The 20,300-nt window shown below is 68.9% G+C and carries 21 protein-coding genes and 1 tRNA gene; 10 read left to right on the top strand and 12 right to left on the bottom strand.

Features of this window, described 5'->3' with window-relative positions; translation table 11 throughout:
* Window position 1 precedes the first annotated feature (1 nt).
* A complete protein-coding gene (locus tag ACFSVL_RS25325) occupies window positions 2-688 on the top strand; it encodes a response regulator transcription factor (RefSeq protein WP_378308039.1) in 687 nt (228 codons plus the stop codon).
* Entirely contained in the window at window positions 678-2,423 is a 1,746-nt protein-coding gene (locus ACFSVL_RS25320) for a sensor histidine kinase (protein WP_378308038.1), read from the top strand. Before ACFSVL_RS25325 ends, ACFSVL_RS25320 begins: the two co-directional genes overlap by 11 nt.
* A gap of 316 nt (window positions 2,424-2,739) precedes the next feature.
* On the opposite strand, the gene bcp is transcribed toward ACFSVL_RS25320, so the two are convergent.
* The 4 genes from bcp to ACFSVL_RS25300 all read right to left on the bottom strand — a co-directional run bounded on the left by bcp (window position 2,740) and on the right by ACFSVL_RS25300 (window position 5,061).
* On the bottom strand, window positions 2,740-3,216 hold the full coding sequence (gene bcp, locus ACFSVL_RS25315) for a thioredoxin-dependent thiol peroxidase (RefSeq protein WP_378308037.1): 477 nt from the start codon (window positions 3,214-3,216) through the stop codon (window positions 2,740-2,742).
* 15 nt (window positions 3,217-3,231) lie between these two features.
* Complete coding sequence (locus tag ACFSVL_RS25310; protein ID WP_378308036.1) at window positions 3,232-3,771, bottom strand: hypothetical protein; 540 nt, start codon at window positions 3,769-3,771, stop codon at window positions 3,232-3,234.
* Between the two features lie 206 nt (window positions 3,772-3,977).
* On the bottom strand, window positions 3,978-4,160 hold the full coding sequence (locus ACFSVL_RS25305; protein ID WP_037358542.1) for a hypothetical protein: 183 nt from the start codon (window positions 4,158-4,160) through the stop codon (window positions 3,978-3,980).
* A gap of 31 nt (window positions 4,161-4,191) precedes the next feature.
* A complete protein-coding gene (locus ACFSVL_RS25300) occupies window positions 4,192-5,061 on the bottom strand; it encodes a LysR family transcriptional regulator (RefSeq protein WP_378308035.1) in 870 nt (289 codons plus the stop codon).
* A 115-nt stretch (window positions 5,062-5,176) separates the two neighbouring features.
* Between ACFSVL_RS25300 and ACFSVL_RS25295 the strand changes: the two genes are divergently transcribed.
* Entirely contained in the window at window positions 5,177-6,076 is a 900-nt protein-coding gene (locus ACFSVL_RS25295; protein WP_378308034.1) for an MBL fold metallo-hydrolase, read from the top strand.
* Here ACFSVL_RS25295 and ACFSVL_RS25290 read toward each other — a convergent pair.
* Entirely contained in the window at window positions 6,063-6,662 is a 600-nt protein-coding gene (locus ACFSVL_RS25290) for a TetR/AcrR family transcriptional regulator (protein ID WP_378308033.1), read from the bottom strand. The genes ACFSVL_RS25295 and ACFSVL_RS25290 overlap by 14 nt on opposite strands.
* Before the next feature lie 75 nt (window positions 6,663-6,737).
* On the opposite strand from ACFSVL_RS25290, the gene ACFSVL_RS25285 reads away from it, so the two are divergent.
* Genes ACFSVL_RS25285 through ACFSVL_RS25265 form a run of 5 tightly spaced genes read left to right on the top strand, consistent with a single transcriptional unit; the run spans window position 6,738 to window position 10,432 of the window.
* Window positions 6,738-7,802, top strand: coding sequence for an FAD-dependent oxidoreductase (locus ACFSVL_RS25285; RefSeq protein ID WP_378308032.1), 1,065 nt, complete (start codon window positions 6,738-6,740; stop codon window positions 7,800-7,802).
* Between the two features lie 46 nt (window positions 7,803-7,848).
* Window positions 7,849-8,655 (top strand): metalloregulator ArsR/SmtB family transcription factor, encoded by an 807-nt coding sequence (locus ACFSVL_RS25280; protein ID WP_378308031.1) that lies wholly within the window; start codon window positions 7,849-7,851, stop codon window positions 8,653-8,655.
* Window positions 8,652-9,242: a dihydrofolate reductase family protein gene (locus ACFSVL_RS25275; protein WP_378308030.1), complete on the top strand. Its 591-nt coding sequence runs from the start codon at window positions 8,652-8,654 to the stop codon at window positions 9,240-9,242. Before ACFSVL_RS25280 ends, ACFSVL_RS25275 begins: the two co-directional genes overlap by 4 nt.
* Before the next feature lie 44 nt (window positions 9,243-9,286).
* A complete protein-coding gene (locus tag ACFSVL_RS25270; protein WP_378308029.1) occupies window positions 9,287-10,048 on the top strand; it encodes an SDR family NAD(P)-dependent oxidoreductase in 762 nt (253 codons plus the stop codon).
* Between the two features lie 18 nt (window positions 10,049-10,066).
* Window positions 10,067-10,432: a MerR family transcriptional regulator gene (locus ACFSVL_RS25265; RefSeq protein ID WP_378308028.1), complete on the top strand. Its 366-nt coding sequence runs from the start codon at window positions 10,067-10,069 to the stop codon at window positions 10,430-10,432.
* Between the two features lie 183 nt (window positions 10,433-10,615).
* On the opposite strand, the gene cutA is transcribed toward ACFSVL_RS25265, so the two are convergent.
* Both cutA and ACFSVL_RS25255 read right to left on the bottom strand, forming a co-directional pair.
* Entirely contained in the window at window positions 10,616-10,942 is a 327-nt protein-coding gene (gene cutA, locus ACFSVL_RS25260) for a divalent-cation tolerance protein CutA (RefSeq protein ID WP_378308027.1), read from the bottom strand.
* A 117-nt stretch (window positions 10,943-11,059) separates the two neighbouring features.
* A tRNA-Leu gene (locus ACFSVL_RS25255) sits at window positions 11,060-11,133 on the bottom strand.
* 124 nt (window positions 11,134-11,257) lie between these two features.
* Here ACFSVL_RS25255 and ACFSVL_RS25250 point away from each other — a divergent pair.
* Window positions 11,258-11,479, top strand: a complete 222-nt coding sequence (locus ACFSVL_RS25250; RefSeq protein WP_378308026.1) for a DUF3618 domain-containing protein — start codon at window positions 11,258-11,260, stop codon at window positions 11,477-11,479.
* 732 nt (window positions 11,480-12,211) lie between these two features.
* On the opposite strand, the gene ACFSVL_RS25245 is transcribed toward ACFSVL_RS25250, so the two are convergent.
* Together ACFSVL_RS25245 and ACFSVL_RS25240 are read right to left on the bottom strand one after the other, a co-directional pair.
* Window positions 12,212-12,754, bottom strand: coding sequence for a hypothetical protein (locus ACFSVL_RS25245; RefSeq protein ID WP_378308025.1), 543 nt, complete (start codon window positions 12,752-12,754; stop codon window positions 12,212-12,214).
* Window positions 12,755-12,974: 220 nt separating this feature from the next.
* On the bottom strand, window positions 12,975-13,574 hold the full coding sequence (locus tag ACFSVL_RS25240) for a TetR/AcrR family transcriptional regulator (protein WP_378308024.1): 600 nt from the start codon (window positions 13,572-13,574) through the stop codon (window positions 12,975-12,977).
* Window positions 13,575-13,645: 71 nt separating this feature from the next.
* Here ACFSVL_RS25240 and ACFSVL_RS25235 point away from each other — a divergent pair, with 71 nt between their 5' ends.
* Window positions 13,646-15,106 (top strand): flavin-containing monooxygenase, encoded by a 1,461-nt coding sequence (locus ACFSVL_RS25235; protein ID WP_378308023.1) that lies wholly within the window; start codon window positions 13,646-13,648, stop codon window positions 15,104-15,106.
* Between the two features lie 298 nt (window positions 15,107-15,404).
* On the opposite strand, the gene ACFSVL_RS25230 is transcribed toward ACFSVL_RS25235, so the two are convergent.
* The 3 genes from ACFSVL_RS25230 to ACFSVL_RS25220 form a co-directional block, all read right to left on the bottom strand.
* Window positions 15,405-15,989 (bottom strand): helix-turn-helix transcriptional regulator, encoded by a 585-nt coding sequence (locus tag ACFSVL_RS25230; RefSeq protein ID WP_378308022.1) that lies wholly within the window; start codon window positions 15,987-15,989, stop codon window positions 15,405-15,407.
* Between the two features lie 125 nt (window positions 15,990-16,114).
* Window positions 16,115-17,791 carry an LCP family protein gene (locus tag ACFSVL_RS25225; RefSeq protein ID WP_378308021.1) on the bottom strand — a complete coding sequence of 559 codons (1,677 nt, stop codon included), beginning with the start codon at window positions 17,789-17,791 and terminating at the stop codon, window positions 16,115-16,117.
* A gap of 164 nt (window positions 17,792-17,955) precedes the next feature.
* Window positions 17,956-20,127, bottom strand: a complete 2,172-nt coding sequence (locus ACFSVL_RS25220) for a phospholipase A2 (RefSeq protein ID WP_378308020.1) — start codon at window positions 20,125-20,127, stop codon at window positions 17,956-17,958.
* Between the last annotated feature and the right edge of the window lie 173 nt (window positions 20,128-20,300).

The raw sequence follows: 20,300 nt of genomic DNA, 5'->3' as shown, positions 1-20,300 counted from the left end.
TATGTGCGCCAACATCGTTCTGGCCGAAGACGATCCGAAACAAGCGGAACTGGTCCGCCGGTATCTAGAGCATGAACAGCACACCGTAACCGTCGCCCCTACCGGCGAAGCCGCGCTGGCGGAAGTCCGCGCGGCGGAGCCGGACCTGCTCATCCTGGACGTGATGCTCCCCGGCATGAGCGGCCTGACCGTCTGCCGGACCATCCGGGCGAGTTCCACCCTGCCCATCCTCATGCTCACCGCGAGGTCGACCGAGGACGACCTCCTGCAGGGCCTTGACCTGGGCGCGGACGACTACGTGACCAAGCCCTACAGTCCGAGGGAACTCATGGCGCGGGTGCGAACCCTGCTCCGCCGGACCAGTGCCGCCGACGGCCCCATCCGGGTCGGCAACCTGACCGTGGACAAAGACAAACACGAGGTGACCGTCAACGGCACTCCGGTGGAAACCACTCCCGGAGAATTCCGCATCCTCGAGGTCATGGCCGCCCGCCCGGACCAGGTTTTCACGCGGGCGCAGCTTCTGGAACACCTGCACGGATTCGATCGCTACATCACGCAGCGAGCCATTGACGTCCACGTCATGAATCTCCGGAAGAAAATCGAACCCAACCCCCGAAAACCGGCGAAACTCCTGACGGTCTACGGCGTCGGCTACAAACTGACCGCCAAGTCCGATGCCTCGTAGCCTTCTCTTCCGCCTTTTCGCGGTCACCGCGGCCATCGCGGTGTGCTCCATCGCGGCCACCGCCTGGCTGGCGTCCAGGACGACCTCCGGCGCCATCGAACGGGAACAAGGCCAGCTTTTCGCCGACGACGGCACCATCTACCAGGCCCTGCTCTCCTATGCGGCGACCCACCCCACCTGGTCGGATGCCACCAAAACGATCAACGACTACGCGGACAAGACCGGTCGCAAAATCGTCCTGACCACCCCGCAGGGCAAGCTGATCGCCAGCTCGGAGCAGAACCCGGGCAAACTCCCGCCGCAGCCGTCCGCGGTCATCGACCCGCTGGCCGTCGACACCCGCCTAGGCGTCAAATCCACCCCCGACCGGATCGACCCGGACGCGGTAGGCCCGTACAACCTCCCCGCCGCGGAACGCGGAGACCTGCAGGAGATCGCCGAGAAAGTCCTGTCCTGCACCCAGCGCAGAACCGGCCTTGGCAGCATGGAAGTCTCCCCGAGCGGACACCCGAGAGTCATCGCCCCCGCCGGCACCGCACAGTGCGGAACCGCCCTGCTTGAGCGTCCGACCGAGACCGAACGAGCCGCCCTGGCCAAGCTCTCCGGCCTGATCGACGCCTGCCTTGGCCGCAACGACAGCGCCATCCCAGTAGCGAAACTGGCCCTGTCCTGGACCTTCGACGGTCCGGTAGTCCAAGCCACCGACCAGACCATCACCAACTGCGTAACCTCGGCCCGCAAAGAGCAGCTGACCCCGTATGTCGCCCCCGCGGCCTGGCTCTACATCACCGAAAAAGGCTCCGACCAGCCCCCGACCGGTTTCACCCTGTCGTCGGAAAACCGCACGAAGCTAGTCGCCGTCACCGCCGCGATCCTCCTGCTGACGGTCATTGTCACCGCCCTGGCGTCGATCCGCCTGATCCGCCCCCTCCGCGCGCTGACCGGCGCCGCCCAACGCCTGAAAGCAGGCGAGGCAGGCGCCCGGGTCCGAGTCAAAGGCAAGGACGAAATCGCCCGCCTGGCCACCGCTTTTAATGACATGGCGCGCGCGAGGGAAGAGCTGGAGAACGCCCGCAAGGCCATGGTCAGCGACGTAGCCCACGAACTGCGCACCCCACTGGCCACGATCCGCGGCTGGCTGGAAGCAACCCAAGACGGCATCAGCCAGCTGGACGACGACCTGGTCGCCTCGCTCCTGGAAGAAGCCGTCCACCTGCAACACATCGTGGACGACCTGCAAGACCTAGCCCTAGCCGACGCCGGTGCCCTGCGCGTCCACCCAGAACCGGTGGACGCCAACACCCTGCTGACCCAACTGGCCGCCGCCCACACCCCACGAGCCGAAACCGCCGGCGTCCACCTCTCAGTGCCCGCCATGGCCGACCCAGCCATCACCGCGGACCCAGTACGCCTGCGCCAAGCACTGGACAACCTGGTCTCAAACGCCATCCGCCACACCCCACCCGGCGGCTCGGTAACTGTCACCGCGACCCAAACCGAAAACGACGCGATCTTCACCGTAACCGACACCGGAACCGGCATCGCCGCAGAAGATCTGCCCAAAGTCTTCGACCGCTTCTGGCGCGCAGACCCATCCAGAAGCAGAATCTCCGGCGGCAGCGGTTTAGGCCTGGCAATCGTCCGCAACCTAGCTGAAGCCCACGGCGGCGAAGTCACCGCCACCAGCACCCAAGGCAAAGGAACGACTTTCACCCTGCGCTTCCCCGCGCAATAACCGTGAGGGGAACCCTCACAGCCCCAGATTCCTTCAGGGTTCCCCTCACGACCCTTCGGCGAGCCGACCGTCCGTGAGGGACCCCTTCACGTACTTAGATTCCCTCAAGGAGTCCTTCACGGACGGCCAAAACCGCCACCGATGCACTCAAACGAGCGAGGCACCCAGCCCCTCCCCCCGCACCCCGATACGAAGCCTCCCTGCAGTTCGGGGGTGCTTGTCAAGGCATCTTTCCCGCCTTGACAAGCACCCCCGAACTGTCAGCACAATCAGGCTTCGGGGTGCCCCACGCAACAAATTCCCCAACGCCAGAACCTCAGGAAGAAATCCCCAAATCCCGAATCAACTTAGCCACATGCCCAGTAGCCCGCACGTTATACCCAGCCCGAGCAATCTTCCCCTCCGCATCCACCACGAACGTGGACCGGATCACCCCCTGCACAACCCTCCCGTAATTCTTCTTCTCCCCAAACGCCCCCCACTCCTTCAGAACCGTCTTCTCCGGATCCGACAACAGCGGGAACGTCAACTTCTCCGCATCCACGAACTTGGCCAACTTCTCCGGCTTATCCGGAGAAATCCCCAACACCTGATACCCGGCGTCATTCAGCTCAGCCAGATTGTCCCGGAAATCGCAAGCCTGCTTAGTGCACCCCGGCGTACCGGCAGCCGGATAGAAGTACACCACCACGGCCTGCCCGCGAAAATCGCTGAGCGAGACGTTCTTGCCGGTGCTGTCCGGCAGGGTGAATTCGGGCGCTTCGTCGCCCGGGGCGAGTCGCTGGTCGGTCATGGAGACGAGGGTAATTCAGGCGTCCCCGCAATACGTGACGACGGCGGGCTCACCAGTACTAGGCCGCACCTGCACCGCCATCCGGGCACTGTCCACCGGCACCGCGAAGGCGAGCGTGAGCTGCGTAGACCGGCCCGGCATCAGGTCCTTGCCCGCGTCGGTGACCCCGCCGAGCCCCTGCGTGGCGTCCACGACCTGCTTAGCCGGCTTCCCCGAGACCGACGCGGTGACCGAGAGCGAGGACACCCGGTACGGATCCGTGCCGTTGTTCGTGACCTGGATGTAGAACGCCGCCGCACGCGCGCTGCGCGGGTACGCGGCCGGGCTCGGCTGGAAGGACTGCGGGGCCGACAGCGAGACCGTGATCCCGCTGGCGAAGCGGTGGTTGGCGCCGAACTGCAGGTCGCCGGAGGCTTGCGCGGCCGCGGGCTGGGCCGCTGGGTTCCCGACGCCCATCGCGGCGGAGCCTTCCCGGGCGTTGACGCCGCCGCAGGCTGCCACGGAGAACAGCAGGCAGGCGGTCAACAGCAGCTTCGGGGTGCGCGCGGGCGCCATCGCGGGGGTACTCCAGTCGGGGTGGGGCGGTGTGCCGTTCGGCGTAGTTGCCGAGCGGACCCGCTCCACTCTGGCGGCACTATTGCCGTCACGGTGCGGAAGACGCGGACCTGGTGTACACCCGTGGCCGATCCGTGATCGAAAGAGCACTCCGGGTGACAGTCGTCACCTTGATGTCAATTCGCCGCCGAAGCGTCGAACGCGACTCAGACCGCGAACGCGAACAACAGGATGAACACCGCGACCCCGGCGCCCCACGCGACCATGAGCCAGCCGAAGTCGCGTACCGGGTCGACCGCGCGGCTTTCCTCGCCGGGGATGTACACGCCGCGGTTCTCGAACCAGTCCGCGCATTTGCGCAGGATCCGCAGCGGATTGCGTTCCGGCACGGCCTACACCTCCCCGATGTCGGGGCCCAGCCTACGGGTTCGCCGGGGTGTCGCGACGGCCGGCGATGCGCACGGCGAGTTCGACGAACGAGCGGACCAGCGGCGGCTCCGAGTCCGCGCGCCAGGCGACCACGAGCCGGCTCGGCGGATAGCCGGCCAGCGGGACCGTCGTGACGCCCTCGGGAAACGAGTGCGCGAGCGGCGCGAGCCCGACGGTTCCGTTCCACAGCACGGCTTGCAGGCATTCGTGCACCGTCCGGACGACCGGGCCGCCCGCCGTCCCGCCGCTCCAGAACTCCTGCCACCGCGGGTCGGTGCCGTCCGGGAAGCGGAACCAGGTTCGGGCGGCCAGGTCCTCCCGGCGCACCTGCGCGCGTCCGGCCAGCGGATCGTCCGCGCGCAGCACGACGCCCATCGGGTCGGCGCGCAGCACCTGGGTGTGGATTCCGGTGGTGTCGAACGGAATCCGGGTGAGCGCGACGTCCACCAGCCCGGCGCGCAGGCCGGTAGTCGGGTCGGTGAGATCGGCCTCGCGGACGCGGATCCGCACGCCCGGATGCCGTTCGCGGAACTCGCCGGCCAGCTGGATTCCGACCGGTTCCGAGCTGTCGGCGAGCGTGCCGAGCGTGAGCGTCCCCGGCCCGGCCGCCGCGGCGACCCGGGCGCGGGCCTGGTCCGCGCCCGCGAGCAGGGTGCGGGCCTCGTCGTAGAGCGCGGTTCCGGCGGCGGTGAGCGCGACCCCGGCGGGCGAGCGGTCCAGCAGGGTCGCGCCGAGGTCGGTTTCGAGCTGTTTGATCGCGCGGCTCAGCGGCGGCTGGGTCATGTGCAGCCGCGCCGCCGCCCGGCCGAAGTGGCGTTCCTCGGCGACCGCGACGAAGTACCGGAGCGAACGGAGATCCACAACCAGCGACAATACCCGCGCGGTATCGGGAAAAGCGGATCGGTCTTGGACACCGCGCGGGCGCGGCGCTGGACTGGAACGGTCACTGATTCCGCGCTTTGAGGAGCATCCGGCGATGGCCGACTACCCGTATCCCGATCCCGTCGTGCAGACCTCGCAGGCGCGCGAACTCGCCCGCGACCTCGTGGTGCTCCCGAACCAGGGCGTGCAGCTGGTGCCGAACGTCGGCGTCATCGGCGGAACGCATTCGGTGCTCGTCGTCGAGACCGGCATGGGCCCGCGCAACGCCGAAACCGTGCTGAAGTTCGCGACCGAGTACGCGCGCGGCCGCCGGATTTACCTGACCACCACGCATTTCCACCCCGAGCACGCGTTCGGCGCGCAAACCTTCGCCGGGGCCGCGACGTACCTGGTCAACCGCGCGCAGGCGACCGATCTCGCCGCGAAAGGCCCCGATTACCTGCAGATGTTCACCGGCTTGGGGGAGCCGGTCGCGCGCCAGCTCGAAGGCGTCGAACTGCCGACCCCGGACGTCGTTTACGACTCCGCACACGACCTCGACCTGGGCGGACGTGTGGTGCAGCTGCGCGCCACCGGCCGCGCGCACAGCAGGGGCGACCAGGTCGTGACGGTTCCGGACGTGGGCGTCCTGTTCACCGGCGACCTCGCCGAGACCGGCCAGTTCGCGATTTTCCCGTGGTTCCCGCCGCACGACACCGACGTGTCCGGGATCCGCTGGATCGAGGTCATGCGGAAGCTTTCCGAGCAGCGGCCGGAGATCGTGGTGCCTGGCCACGGCGACATCAGCGGCCGGGAACTGCTCGACGACCTGCGCGCCTACCTCGAACTGCTGCGCGACGAGACCTGGCGCCGCCGCGATTCGGCGATGGACGAGGCGACTGTGATCGCGGAGGTGCGCGAGGAGCTGATCAAGCGGCATCCGGAATGGGAAGGCCGCGAGTGGATCGACACCGCGGTGGCGTGTCTGTGCGCGGAGCACGTCAGTCACGCTTGAGCAGCGGTGCCAGCGTCGTCGCGATGGCTTGCCGGGTCGCTTCGTTGCGCTGTTCGGCGGTGAACTCGCCGGTGCGGTCGAGCATCGCCTGCGACGCACCGCGCACCGCACCGGCGAACGCGCCAGTCAACGCCCGCGCGCTGAGGTCGTCGACCTGGTCCGGGAAAGCTTCGACGAGAAGCTCGGAGATCCGGCGTTCGGTGTCGAACTGGATTTGCAGCGCTCGGCCCCGGAGCGCGGGCACGGTCTGCATCAGCCGCATCCGCAACGGGGTCAGCTTGCCGACGATGTCCTTGCTGACCTCGCCGCCGTCGGAGAGGACGCGGACGAGCAGGTCGATCGGCCGGTCGTCCGGGGCGCGGTTCGCGAGCGCGTCGATCATCGCCTGTACGCGGCTGTCGGCGTCCGGGAACAGCAGTTCTTCCTTGCTGGCGAAGTAGCTGAAGAACGTGCGCGTGCCGATCTCGGCGGCTGCGGCGATCTCGGCGACGGTCGTCTCGTCGTAGCCGTTGCGCTCGAAGAGGTCCGCGGCCGCGTCGATCAGGGCCTGACGGGTGCGGGCGCGCTTGCGTTCACGGAGCGACATGGCATCAGATTACGGCATCGAGTGCGGATCTGCACTCATTGCAAAACTGCACTGAGTGCGGTTATCGTCGGAGGCATGACTCAAGACGTGCTTGTGTGCGGTGCCGGCATCGCTGGCTCGACCCTGGCGTTCTGGTTGGCACGCAACGGTTTCCGGCCGACGGTGGTCGAGCGGGCGGCGGGTCAGCGCAGCAGCGGCAACCCGGTCGACGTGCGCATTGGCGCGATGGAGATCGCCGACGCGATGGGGGTCGTGCCGCGGTTGCGCGAGGTCGCGACGCACGCGCGCCGCCTGCGCGTGCTCAACGCGCGCGGGCGTTCGGTGACGACGGTGCGGATGGCGGTCCGCAAGGAGATCGAAGTCCCGCGCGCGGACCTCGCCTCGGTGCTGTACGAAGCGGCGCGCGACGACGCGGAGTTCCTCTTCGGCGACACCATCACCGCGTTGCAGCAGGACGCCGGCGGGGTCGACGTCACCTTCGAGCACGCTGCGCCGCGCCGGTTCGACCTGGTGATCGGCGCGGACGGCGTGCACTCGGCGGTGCGGCGGCTCGTGTTCGGTGCGGAGGAGGAGTTCATCCGGCACGTCGGGTTGTACGTCGGGACGGTGTCGCTCGGCGTGCCGTCCGACTATCCGGAGGACGTGGTCCTGCTGAATGCCCCGGGCCGGCTCGTGGCGATCCATCCGGTGCGGGGGAATTCCGGGGTCGCGTTCATCTTCCGGGAGCCGAATCCCGGTCAGGGCAAGGAAATCGTGTCCACCGCCTACCGCGGTCTCGGCTGGCGGGTCCCTGAACTGCTGGCTCGCTTCGAGGCGACGGACGACGTGTTCTTCGATGCGGTCGCCGTGGTCGATCCGCCGAAGTGGCACCACGGCCGAGTCGCGCTGGTCGGCGATGCCGCGTCCTGCGTCTCGCTGCTCGGCGACGGTTCGAGCCTCGCGATCGTCGGGGCGCACACCCTGGCCACCGCCCTCGCTGACGGCGCGCATGCCGAGGCCTTCGCGTGGTACGAGGCGACCCATCGAGCACGCGTGAAGCCCAAGCAGCGCGGGGTCCAGACGGCGGCTTCGGTGCTGGTCCCGCGCACGAAACCCGGCCTGACGGTCCGCAACCTCGCTGCCCGCCTGCTGCCCGGGTAAAAGAATTCCTTGACACGAATATTCGACTCAGTGAATACTTCTGTGCATGGACGGGATCGCCGCAGCACTCGCAGACACCACCCGGTGGCAGCTGGTCGGGCTGCTCGCTGAACGGCCCCGGTCGGTCGGCGAACTGGTCGAGCTGACCGGGCTGCGCCAGCCGCAGACGACTAAGCACCTGCAGACCCTCGCCCGCGCCGGCCTGGTCACCATGGCCCCGCTCGGGCAACGCCGGGTCTACGCGGCCGAAGCGGCTCCGCTGCGCGAGTTCGCCGGTCAGCTCCAGCAGTTGGCCGCGACGATCGAGGCGCACACGGGGGAGCGCGGTGTACTCGACCGCTACCGTGCCGCGATCGAAGCCGACACCGCCGCCGCGGACCGGGATCGCTGGGCCGACGGTCGCGCGTTCTCCTTCGAACGCGTGCTGCCGGTGCCGCCGGAAACGGTCTGGCGGTACTGGACGGACGCCGGACTGCTGGCGTCGTGGTGGGTCCCGCCGTCCCTGACTGTCACCGAGTGTGTCCTCGAACCGAAGGCGGGCGGACGCGTCGTTCTCGCCTACCGCGACGCCGAAGGCACCTACCGCTCGGAAGGACAGGTCCGGATCGCTCACGAAACCGAGCAGCTCGTGTTCGACCTGGCGGTGCTGGACGCGGCGGGAGACATCGCGTTCAGCGGCCACTACGACCTCGCCCTCGCCCCGGCGAACGGCGGCACCCGGCTGCGGCTGGGCCTGGAGATCACCGAAACGACCGTCGAGGCCGTGCCCGCCATCGCCGGCATCGAGACCGGCTGGGGACAGGTGCTCGACCACCTCACCGAAGTCATCACCCGAAAGGAAGTTCAGTCATGACCGAGCGTCGTGTCACCGCCAACCTCGCCCTGACCCTCGACGGCCGCTACCACGGTCCGGACGGCCCCGGCGACATGAGCGCGATCATCCCCTACGTCACCACGGAAACCGCCCGCAACCAGCTCGGCCGGATCTGGGAGCACGCGACGACCGCGCTGCTCGGCCGCCGCAACGCGGAAGGCTTCCTCGGCTTCTGGCCGACCGTCGCCGCCGACGAAAACGCCGACCCGCGCGACCGCGGCTACGCGAAGTGGTTGGTGGACACGGAAAAAGTGGTCCTGTCGAGCACACTCACCGAAGCGCCGTGGGAGCGCACGCGCATCGTGAACGCGCCCGCCGCCGAGGTCGTCGCGTCGCTCAAGGCCGACGGCGAGGGCGACATCCTGGTCAACAGCAGCGTCAGCGTGATCAAGGCGCTGCTGGCCGAGGACCTGATCGACCGGCTGTACCTGACCATCTGCCCGCAGATCGCTGGCGGCGGCCCCCGGCTGTTCGACGACGGCCTGCCGGGTACGAAGTGGACAGTCACGCACCAGGAGACCGGCGATCTCGGCGAACTGGCGCTGGTTTACGACCGCGTGCGCTAAGCGGCTTGACCTTGACGCATACGGCAATGTTTAGCGTCGATCGCATGAGTGATGGACAGTTTCAGGGCAAGGCCGTAATCGTCACCGGCGGCGGCACGGGCATCGGACAGGTCACCGCACGCGAGTTCGCCCGCCAGGGCGCGAACGTGCTGGTGGTCGGCCGAACCGCGGAACGGCTCGCCGAAACCGCGGAAGGCTCCGAACGGATCCGCCCGTTCGCCGCCGACCTCACCGAGGACGGCGCCGCGGAGGCGATTGTCGCTGCGGCGCTTGCCGAATTCGGCCGCATCGACGTTCTGGTGAACAACGCGGGCATCGTCGAACCGGCCGCGCTGGGGGAGATCAAGCCAGGCGCGTTCGACCGTGTCGTAGCGACAAACCTGCTGGCGCCGGTCTACCTCCTCCAGGCCGCGTTGCCGCACCTGAGCGAGAGCCAGGGCGCGGTGGTGAACGTGACCACCGCGATCGGGCAGCGTGGATGGCCCATGACCGGCCGCGAGTTCTACGCGGCGACGAAAGCCGCGTTGGAATCGCTGACCCGAAGCTGGGCAGTGCAACTCGCCCCGCGCGGCATCCGCGTTTCGGCGGTCGCACCCGGCCCGATCGCCACCCAGATCTACGCGCACGAGGGCCTGACCGCCGACGAAGCCCGCGCACAACACGAAAGCCTCAAGGGGATGGTTCCGTTGCGGCGACTGGGCAAGCCAGACGAGATCGCGTACTGGATCGTCCAGCTCGCCAGCCCCAGCGCGGCCTTCGTGACCGGTGCCGTCATGCCCGTCGACGGCGGCGCAGTGATCGCTTAACGGCGTACGCTCGGTTCCGTGCGAATCGGGGAGCTGGCGAAGGCCACCGGCGTCACCACCAGGGCGCTGCGGTTCTACGAGGAGCAGGGGCTGTTGACCGCCGCCCGCTCCCACAACGGATACCGGCATTACGACGAGTCCGCGATCGAGCGGGTGGCGAACATCCGCTACCTGCTCGACTCGGGGCTCACCATGGAGGACATCCGCCCGCTGGGCTCGTGCCTCCAAGGCAACCTGCCCGAGCGGCGGCTGTCCTCGAGCGCCGTCGCCCTGGTGGACCGCAGGCTGGCCGCACTGGACGAACGCATCGCGGCGCTGACCCGGGCCCGGGAACGGCTGTCGTCCCGCGCGGCCGCGGCCAGTGGCGGGGTGGCTTGCGATTGACGCGGTGCCGACGACAAGATAAGCGGAGAGTGCTCGCGCCGTTACGGTAGATTCGTTCTAAGTAAGATCCGATCTTACTTAGATGAGATCAAGGCACGCGGAATCTTGGCCGCGGTCTCCGCCGCTAACCGCGCGAGCATCTGCTCCGGCCGATCCGGGCTGGGTCCCTCGTTCGAGCCTGACTCACCTCTCCGGCGCGGTCGCGGTTTCCATCCACCGCAAGTAGTCCGCAGACCCGCGTGCCAGCTCGATGCCGGTCACTTCCGGCTTGTCCCATGGATGCTCGGCGCGGATGTGCGCCTCAAGTTCGTCGTAGCGTGCATCGGTGGTCTTGAACGTGACGACCCACTCCTCGCTTTCACCGGCCTCGCCGAGGTGCCAGAAGTACGACGCGACCGGACCGCAGACCTGAGTCGTGGCGGCGAGCCTGCGCGCCACCGCGGACGAGGCGATCCGGGCAGCCGACTTGCGATCCGGGGTGGTCGTCATGACCAGGAGATGATCAGCCATGCCCGCCACCGTAGAGACGGAAAGACCTCTGCGGCGGCGGGCTGTGGCACGGCTGTGGCACGCGATCGATGTTGATCATCGGCGGATCTCGCCGCGCTGCTGGTCAGTGCGTGAGGGTGGGGCCGGAGAGACTCGAACTCTCACTGGCACGGACCTAAACCGTGTGCCTCTGCCAATTGGGCTACGGCCCCCGCGAACCAGGTGTGATCGTAGCGTGCGCCACGTTCGGGTCGGCTCGGCGTGGCCAGTGGCCCTCGCACCGGGGTTGTCCTCTACCGTGGACCGCCTACAGTCCGACTGCGGCGAGGAGGGCACGTGGCTCGCGACCCCGAGACCATCGAGCGTGAGATCGAGCAGGCGAGGACCGCTCTGGCGGCGACCCTCGACCAGCTGGGCACGAAGGCCAACCCGCAGAAGCTCGCCGAACAGGCGAAGGACGGCGTGCGCGCGAAGCTCGACAACCCGAAGGTCAAGTACCCGCTGATCGGCGCCGGGGCGCTGGTGGCGTTCCTGCTGGTGCGGAAGCTGTTCCGCTGAGGGGTCGCTGCCCGCGTTGACGCTGGGCGGGACGTTGCTCGTGGGGCTGCGGGGACGGGGCTTTGCTCCTGGCCCGGGTGCTGGGCGGGGACTCTGCCTCGCGGGGCGCAGGGGCGGGACTTCCGATCGGGCCGCTGGGGCGAGACTCTGAGCGGTTCTTTCCGCGGTTCGGGAACGTCCGGGACGAGGCTCTTCCTCTGGGTTCCTGCATGGGCGCGGTGCGCGAGGAGCTACGGCTCGGCGTTCGCAGGCGGCGAGGTCAGCGGTTCGGCGATTGCGGCTACTCCGCGTAGCAGGTGAGGCCGGAATGCTCGACGGCGCGTGATCTGCCGGGTACTGTCTGTTTCATCCCTGGATGGCGGATCGACAGGCTTGATCGTCACGGCGGGTTAACTTCGTGAGAAGAGCCACTGAACGTGGGGTCACCCTTTTGGCGGTCGCTCACCTGGGTCGCTTGGCGGGATGACGTTCGCCGCATTGGGCTACCCCGCCTGGGTGACGTGCTGTTTTTATCCCGCTGTGCTGGGCATAGCCGACTGTTCGCGGGCTCTGTGAGGATGGATGCCGACGCGGTCTCTGGGCGTTCGTGCGGCCCGATCTGCGGGGAACGTCCAGGCTTCAGGGGAGAAGCGACCGCCCGACAGCGGTTATCGCATCAGTGACGGACCTCTGAATGCCCGGGGAGGGCACAGCGAACAGCCCGCCAAAAGCGAGCTGCGTGGAAAGTGCGGGTCAGGCGCGCGCGACCGGCGGCGTGGCCGATGCACCGGCGGTCACGCCGGGGCGGCTCGTTTCTTCGGGCTTGCGGTCTTCGACCTCTTTCGGGAGCTGCTTGCCCGGCGGCAGCGCGGGCTTGGCGGGCTGCTCGGGAGCCTTCTCCGCGGTGGCCTTCGAGGCCGGAGCCTTGTCAGCGGCGGAAGCGTCGGAGGCTTCGGAAGCGCCGGCGGCGTCCGTGGTCAAGGCGGTGTCGGAGCTGGAAGAAGCGTCCTTGGCCGCCTTGGCTCCGCCGGACGGCGGGACTTCCAGCGGTTCGATCTCCGGCAGCGTCAGGCGGGCGGCCATGTACGTGCTGGTGAACTCCAGCGCGTTGCCGTTCAGCAGGTGCACGACCGTGGGACGCTCGTTCGGGGAGAGCTTCTCCACGAGCTGGTCGGCCCGGTCGCGGGCGGCGATGATGCCCGGCGCCTTGCCGGTCAGCTCCTTGCCGCGACCGCTGACGGTGATCGTCCAGTCGTCGTTGTCGTGCTCGTATGTCGCCGTGATCGTTTCCACCACTGCCTCACCCCTCTCGTCATCAGCATGCGTCACCGTTCGAGACCCGGCCACCGCAAACTCATGACGCGATTCCTGCTTGCCGGCCGCTGGCGCGACACTCAGTGTGTCTTTCTACCGTGTCATCGATACCTCAAGAAAACTCTGTGTCACAAGTAACGGGACGAGATGTGCGCTGAGTGACGACCGAATGGCCTAATGCACGGTCATCTTCACGTGCACATCAGATCGCTCGCTGTGACAACCCGGCCCAGAGGAGATCCATGGCGTATTCGGTCGCCTTCTCCGGGGTCACCTCGGGGAAGCGCTCGCACCAGATCGCCAGCCGTTCGCAGGCCCCGACGACGAACTCGGCCGAGGCTTCGGCGCGCAGGGTGTCCGCGCTGTCGAAGTAGCCGCTCATCAACGCGGTGATCAGGTCGGTCTGCTGGCGGCGGGTTTCCTCGATCTCGTCCGCGGCGGGGGTGCCGATCAGGGCCATCTCGTGGCGCAGCAGCGACCAGGCTTGGCGGCGTTCGCGGATGAAGACGAAAAACGCCAGCAAGCCGCGGCGCAGTGCGTCCTGTGCGGACTCCGCGCCGACGATCGACTGCTCGGTGGCCTCCTGCAACGCCGATCGCGACTGCCGGATGCACGCCAGCAGCAGGCCTTCCTTCGAGTTGAAGTACTCGTACAGCATCGGCTTGGACACGCCGACCAGTTCGGCGATCTCGTCCATCGACGCCATCGCGTAGCCGCGCTCGCCGAAGACCTGCTCGGCGACCTCGATCATCTGCCGTTCCCGCTCGGCTCGGGGCATGCGCTTGCGCTTGGCGGTGGTCATGGCGCACACTCTACCGCCAGTAACCTACTCCGAGTAAGCTGGACTTCGGGTAACAGTTAACGGGAGGACGCATGGGCAACCGCACCGAGACCGGCGTGATCGTGGTCGGCACCGGGTTCTCCGGGCTCGGCATGGCGATTCAGCTGCGCAAGGACGGCCGCGAGGACTTCGTCGTGCTGGAAAAGGCCGAGGACGTCGGCGGCACCTGGCGCGACAACAGCTACCCCGGTTGCGCGTGCGACATCCCGTCGCACATGTACTCCTTCTCCTTCGAGCAGAACCCCGGCTGGTCGCGCGCATACTCGCCGCAGCCGGAGATCTACGAGTACATGCGCGGTGTCGCGGACAAGTACGACCTGCGCCGCTTCATCCGCTTCGGCCAGGAGATGACCGGCGCGCGCTGGGACGCCGAGGAGAATCGCTGGCACGTCAGCACCCGCGGCGGCGACGAGTTCGTGGCTCCGGCGCTGGTCGCGGGCGTCGGCGCGCTGCACCGGCCGATGATCCCGGACCTGCCGGGCATCGAGCGGTTCCAGGGCCGCGCGTTCCACTCCGCCGAGTGGGACCACGACTTCGACTTCGCCGGCAAGCGCGTCGCGGTGGTCGGCACCGGGGCGAGCGCGGTGCAGTTCGTGCCGAAGATCGCGCCGGAGGTGGCCGAGCTGACGTTGTTCCAGCGCACGCCGCCGTGGGTGATGCCGAAGGCCGACCGCGACATGCCGGGCTGGCTGCGCGGGCTGTTCCGCGCGGTGCCGCCGGTGCAGCGGCTGTACCGGAATTTCCTTTACTGGACACTGGAAGCGCGCGCGATCGGGTTCAACGGCCAGCCGTGGATCATGAAGATCGGGCAGCGGCTCGCGAAGAGCAACATCGACCGCGCGGTGTCGGATCCGGAGCTGCGCGCCAAGCTGACCCCGGACTACACCATGGGCTGCAAGCGCGTGCTCATCTCGAACGACTACTACCCGGCACTGGCCCGCGACAACGTCGACGTGGTCACCGACGGGATGGCCGAGGTCCGCGAGCACAGCGTCGTCGATCAGGCCGGCGTCGAGCACGAGGTGGACGCGATCGTCTACGGCACCGGGTTCCACGTGACCGACGCGTTCGACAGCCTGGAGATCGTCGGCCGCGACGGGCGGAACCTCGCGAAGGAGTGGGCGAGCGAGGGGATGCGGACGCACCTCGGGATCACCGTGAACGGCTTCCCGAACCTGTTCTTCCTGCTCGGGCCGAACACCGGGCTCGGCCACAACTCGGTGGTGTTCATGATCGAGGCGCAGATTTCCTATATCGCGCAGGCGTTGCGGCTGGCCGGCGACCGGGCGCTGGACCCGCGCGAGGAAGTGCAGGAGCGGTTCAACGGCGAGATGCAACGGAAACTCGACAAGGGCATCTGGACGCAGGGCGGCTGCAAGAGCTGGTATCTGGACGCGAAGGGCGTGAACCGGACGCTGTGGCCGGGGTTCACCTGGCGGTACTGGCTGGACACCCGGACGGTGCGGCGCGAGGACTACGAACTGCTCGGGTGACCCCGGGGGTGCGGCACGAGGGGGACGTTCGCGGCGGGGGTGGAGTCGCGAAGGTCCCCCTCGTGGTCTGCGGGGTCCACAATGGACTTCAGGGGCCGGTACGAGAGGACCTTCGCGGCAGGGGAGGAGTCGCGAAAGTCCCCTCGTAGTTCAGGGGGGATCGGCGGGCAGCATTGAGCGCGGACGATCCACAATGGATTTTCAACGGCGGGCGAACCCGCGAAAGATGAGGAGTACGAGGGGGACGTTCGCGGCAGGGGAGGAGTCGCGAAGGTCCCCCTCGTGGTCTATCGGCGGATCAGGCGGGCGCGAGCTTGCGCAGGTGCGAAACCAGCTCGGCCGTCGGCAGACCGCACAGTTCGGCCATCCGCTCCAGTGCGGCGAAGTCGAGCGACACCTCGTCGGTGCCCGGAGCGGACGGAGTTTGGCTTGGCGCGCTTGCGGATCCGGGTACGACGGGCACCGGGCCAGGCGCGGAAGCCCGTGCCGGGGAAGCGGAACCTGGGCGCGCGACGGCTCCCGGCAGCGCTATTCCGTTCTGCCGCAACCGTCCTTCGGCCCAGCGCCGCAACGGCGTCAGCTCCGGACCGGCTTCCTCGACGACCCGGCGCAGGTCGACGCGGACCCGGCCCGGCTCCTCGGTGAAGACCCGGCTGTGCACCTTCGCCAGCAAATCCTGCGGAAGCTCGTCCATCGCCACGCACAGTTCGACCAGGCGCACCACGGAACACTGCCGCGTGCCCAGTTCGTACGTCGCCAGTGTCTGCAGCGAGATTTCGCTCTGCAGATGCGCGTTCAGCTCTTTGCGCGTCCATCCCCGGCCACGCCTGAGCTTGCGCAGCTCGTCTCCCAGCACTCGCTGGTAGTGCTCAGCGTCGATCACGGCCCCTGCCCCTCAACCAACTTCGCGGACGCGGGCTTGCGTCCCGGTGGTGAAAGTGCCGAAGCGGCCGCTCATTACGCGAGTTTCGCGAAGAGTTCTCGACTTACCCCGAATGGAGCAACGCGTCAGTTGACGCAGGGCACGCCGTCAGCGGTGATCGGCTGGTCGTCGCTGCCCGGGCCCGAGGGCGCGGACGGGGGCGCGGCCTGCTGCTGCGCCGGCGGGGCTTGTGCCGCACCGGTTCCGCTCGAGGCGCCGGCCGAGGGCTGGTAGTCCGAACCGAGGAAGACCTTCACGTGGCCCTTCGGCACGCTCTTGTCTTGCTGCACCGTCGCCTTGGTGCCGAGCGCGTCGGCGACCGCCTGCCCGGCCGCTTCGCCGCCGCTTGGGACCCAGATCACAGTCGTCTTCCGCGAGGACGCGTTGTCCGTGTCGCCCGCGGTGAAGCCCTTGTCCACCAGTTGCTTCGACACGGTCGCCGCGAGACCGGTGCGGTCCGAGGCGTTGCGCACGTCGACCGTGGTGTCCTTGTGGGACTCGTCCGGCTTCTGTTGCTGCTGCTGCGCCGGGGCGCCGTCCGCGCCTTCCTGCGGACCGGCGAGGCCCTGCACGAAGGACTTCACCTTCTCCGGGTCGACCTTGACCGCGACGCCGTCGTTCGGCGTCCGGTACTCGACGTTCTCGACCGGGATGGTGCGGAACTCCATCTGCCCGCCGGTGAGGCCCTTCATCTGCTGGGCGAAGCTGAAGATGTCCCAGTTCTGGTTCAGCACCACGGACTTCTTGATCGCGTCGATCAGCGAGTTGAGCTTGCCCGAGTCGGTCAGCGTTCCCGCGGACAGGACCTTGCGCGCCATGCCCGCCATGAACACCTGCTGGCGCACCACGCGGTCGAGGTCGCCGCGCGGCAGCCCGTGCCGCTGCCGGACGAACTCCAGCGCCTCGACCCCGGCGATGGTGTGCTGGCCCTTGGTGAAGTTCGCGCCGGAGTAGTCGTCGTCGACGTTGTTCTTCAGGCAGACGTCCACGCCGCCGATGGCCTTCGTGATGTCGCTGAAGCCGAGCAGGTTGATCGCCGCGTAGTTGTCGATCGTGGACCCGGTCAGCTCCTGGATCGTCGCGATCAGCAGTTTCGCCCCGGCCTGGTTGGCCTTGACGTCGATCTCCTTCGGATCGGTGACGCCTTGCGCCTGCAGGTCCTTGCGCGCCTGCAGCATCGCCCTCGCGTACGCCGAGTTGATCTTGTGCTTGCCGTAGCCGGGGATGTTCACGTACGAGTCGCGCGGCAGCGACATCGCGACGGCCTTGCTCCCGTCGTTCGGGATGTGGACCATGATCAGCGTGTCGGTGTTCAGCTCGCCGTCCGATTCGCCCGCGCGCAGCTGGGCGAGCAGTTCCGGGGACAGCGGGTTGCCCTGCATGTCGGTGCGGCTGTCGAGGCCGACCAGAAGGATGTCGCGGGCGCCGTCGGCGGGCTTTTCGCCGCCCGCGCCGTCGCCGATCACGTCGGAGTAGCTGAGGCCGTTGACCAGGCCCTGCAGCGACGCCCACGCGTACCCGGTGAGCCCCATGACCAGCAGCGATACGACCGTCAGGGCGATTTTCGCGCCGCGCAGCCCGCCGCCGCGGCGGGACCGGCGCTCCGGACGACGCGGCGGCGGTCCGGGGCGGCGCCCCTCCGGCGGTTCCCGTCGGATGCGGGGAGGTGGCCCGGGACGCCGTGCCGGAGCCCGGCCGGGCTGGTCCTGCCACGAGCGGGCGGGGCGGCGATCGCCTTGCCCGTTCCGAGGCGGGTAGTCCACGCGGTCGGCTCCTTCTCGTCGTTCTGGTCGTCCGCTTCTGAAGACGCATGGTGCCGGGCGGGGGTTGCGGCGGATTCGCACCTCCCCCGGACGGTGTGGCGTGCACCACCCATGGTCCGTTATCCGAAGCAGTTTCGCCCGGTCGGCGGTACGCGTGTCGCGGGTCAGGGCGAGGCGCTGGCCGGTTGTCTCGCCGGAACCATGCACGAAACCGCCGCGACCAGCGCAAACAGCGCGGTGCCGAGGTGCAGGACGACGATCGCTGAACCGTGCGTCTCGCCGCCGGAAGCGGCCACGAGCGACGGCACGCAGGTCAGCGCGGCGGCGAGCCAGGTCGCCGCCGAGGTCGCCGCCCCGCCGGTGCGGACGGCGTGCAGCAGCAGCACGCCGAGGAGAAGGTGCACGAGGCTCTGGACCGGGTCCAGCCGAAGGCCGAGCACGTCGGCGTCCGCGGCCTCGGCGCCGAACCGGGCCAGCGCGAGACCGAACACGCCGAGCGTCGCGTACCCGATGCCCAGCGCGGCGGCCGCGCGAGTGAGCAGCACCGGACGGCGGCCGGTCGGCGGATGCGGAAGCGGCACGGCCGGCACCTCGGCGGCGGGTTTGCCCGGGTGCCGTTCGAACCACCAGAAGACCAGCGCCGCGGGTACGAGCAGCAGCGCGACGGCACCGAGCATCCGCGGAGTCAGCAGCCAGCTCAGACCGTTGGCGATCGGTCCGGGCAGGTAGACCACGGCGACGAGGAGCAGCATCGCGGCGAGGAACGCCAGGTACAGGCTCATCGGAGCGCGCAGCACAAGGGCGGCCGTGCGGGTGACGCGGTCGCGGGTGGCCCAGCGGCGTAGTGGCGTAGCGAGGAGCCCGACGACGCCGAGCTGCGACACGCTCAGCAGTAGTACTGACCACGGCCTCGCGGACAGCGCGGCCGGCGCACCCGGGTTGCCGAGCAGTACTGGCGAAGCGTCGAAGGCGAACACTGCGATCGCGAGGGCGGCGACACCGCCTACAGCCGCGACGCCCAGCAGTGGGCGACGAAGGCGGACGCCGTCCGCGTACGCGAACGCCACCTGTTGCGCGAGGAGCGCGAGAGCGAGCGTGGCGGCGTAGCGCGGCCAGGACTCGTTCGTCCAGCTCGCGGCGAGTTCTCCGGCCACGACGACCGCCGTCAGCGCCGCGACCGACCACAGCCGCGTCCGGCGGTACAGCGCGAGCAGCATCGGCGCGCCGACGACGGTCAGCAGGTAGACGCCCAGCAGCCACAGCGGGTGCAGCGCGATCCGCATGACGGTGGCGTTGGTCCCGGCCGGGATGCCCAGCAGCTCCAGCGCCAGCGGCACGATCAGGGCGACCACGGCGAAGATCAGCGCCGGGCGCAGCAGCGGACTGGACCGTTCGGCGAGGTAATGCCGGTAGCCGCGGTCGCGCTCGGCCCGCCAGCCCGCCGCGTTGGCGAGGCCGCCGGCGAAGAACAGCAGCGGGGTGAGCTGGGCGAGCCAGGTCAGCGGCCACCAGGTGGCCTGCGGCGCGCCTGCCCAGTCGGCCAGCGCGGTCGCCGACTCGCCGACCACCAGCAGCACCGCCCCGGCGACGCCGAGCACCGCCCACGGCCGCGGGATGCCACGCGGCCGATGCGGACGCGGGCTCGTGCGCCGGGCGGTGTGCCAGCCGCGCAGCCGCATCACGAGCAGGCAACCGATCACCAGCACGCCGGCGACCATCGGGCCGATCGGGTCGCCGACCGGCGGACCCCAGCGCTGATGCCACGAGTTGACCACCAGCCCGCCGGTGAACACCGACGCGACGAGCTGGCAGGTGCGCTCGGAGTTCACCGGGTTCAGCTCGCAGGTGCGGTGCATGTCCTGTTCGAGCCGGTCGTCGAGCGAGGCACGGGCGGACTGGCCGAGCGGGTGGCCCTTGTCGTTGGCGTAGCGGAGCAGGTCGTAGCCGAGGTCGTGCGCCTTGCACGGGACGGAGAAGTCCCACTTCGTGTTGTCGTCGCCCCACGGCGCCGAGCAGCCGCCGTCGAGGTGCGCCGCGCGGACGGTGCCGTCGCGGGCGGGCAGCGGGCCGGGCCGCACGCCGGTGACCGCGGTGAAGTCCTTCGGCAGGAGCGCCAGCGCGGTGGCCTGTCCGTCGGGGTGGGCGAGGGCGTTGACCGCGTTCTGCGCCGCGAGCACGCCGCCGGTCGGCGGGCCCTGGTCGGGCGGGGACGCGGGGCGCGAGGCGATCAGGCCGAAGCCGAACACCACGAGCAGGACGAGGAACAGCCAGCCGGACGTCGACCAGGGTCGGCGAACGCGAACGGCGGCCGGGGCACGGTCGTCGGTGGCTGGCATGCGCTCCAGGGTGCCAGCCCGGTTCGGGATGCGGGAGGCGGCTGTCCCCCTCACCCGCGCGGGGGGTAACCCCCAGGGGTCCCGCACTTGGCTCGCTGGCCGAGGAGCGCCCCAATGGGCGTTTTTCATCTTGGTTTGTGCTGGTCTTGGCGGGTTGACGGGGTGTGGTAATT

The sequence above is a fragment of the Amycolatopsis silviterrae genome (assembly GCF_042684085.1).
GTDB lineage: Bacteria > Actinomycetota > Actinomycetes > Mycobacteriales > Pseudonocardiaceae > Amycolatopsis > Amycolatopsis silviterrae.
This window is presented reverse-complemented; position numbering and strand designations above follow the sequence as displayed.

Excerpts from the sequence above, each read along its gene's own strand:
- ACFSVL_RS25325 (WP_378308039.1), top strand. The coding sequence starts at position 2 with ATGTGCGCCAACATCGTTCTGGCCGAAGACGATCCGAAACAAGCGGAA.
- ACFSVL_RS25320 (WP_378308038.1), top strand. The coding sequence starts at position 678 with ATGCCTCGTAGCCTTCTCTTCCGCCTTTTCGCGGTCACCGCGGCCATC.
- bcp (WP_378308037.1), bottom strand. The coding sequence starts at position 3,216 with ATGACCGACCAGCGACTCGCCCCGGGCGACGAAGCGCCCGAATTCACC.
- ACFSVL_RS25310 (WP_378308036.1), bottom strand. The coding sequence starts at position 3,771 with ATGGCGCCCGCGCGCACCCCGAAGCTGCTGTTGACCGCCTGCCTGCTG.
- ACFSVL_RS25295 (WP_378308034.1), top strand. The coding sequence starts at position 5,177 with ATGGCCGACTACCCGTATCCCGATCCCGTCGTGCAGACCTCGCAGGCG.
- ACFSVL_RS25290 (WP_378308033.1), bottom strand. The coding sequence starts at position 6,662 with ATGTCGCTCCGTGAACGCAAGCGCGCCCGCACCCGTCAGGCCCTGATC.
- ACFSVL_RS25285 (WP_378308032.1), top strand. The coding sequence starts at position 6,738 with ATGACTCAAGACGTGCTTGTGTGCGGTGCCGGCATCGCTGGCTCGACC.
- ACFSVL_RS25280 (WP_378308031.1), top strand. The coding sequence starts at position 7,849 with ATGGACGGGATCGCCGCAGCACTCGCAGACACCACCCGGTGGCAGCTG.
- ACFSVL_RS25275 (WP_378308030.1), top strand. The coding sequence starts at position 8,652 with ATGACCGAGCGTCGTGTCACCGCCAACCTCGCCCTGACCCTCGACGGC.
- ACFSVL_RS25270 (WP_378308029.1), top strand. The coding sequence starts at position 9,287 with ATGAGTGATGGACAGTTTCAGGGCAAGGCCGTAATCGTCACCGGCGGC.
- cutA (WP_378308027.1), bottom strand. The coding sequence starts at position 10,942 with ATGGCTGATCATCTCCTGGTCATGACGACCACCCCGGATCGCAAGTCG.
- ACFSVL_RS25240 (WP_378308024.1), bottom strand. The coding sequence starts at position 13,574 with ATGACCACCGCCAAGCGCAAGCGCATGCCCCGAGCCGAGCGGGAACGG.
- ACFSVL_RS25235 (WP_378308023.1), top strand. The coding sequence starts at position 13,646 with ATGGGCAACCGCACCGAGACCGGCGTGATCGTGGTCGGCACCGGGTTC.
- ACFSVL_RS25220 (WP_378308020.1), bottom strand. The coding sequence starts at position 20,127 with ATGCCAGCCACCGACGACCGTGCCCCGGCCGCCGTTCGCGTTCGCCGA.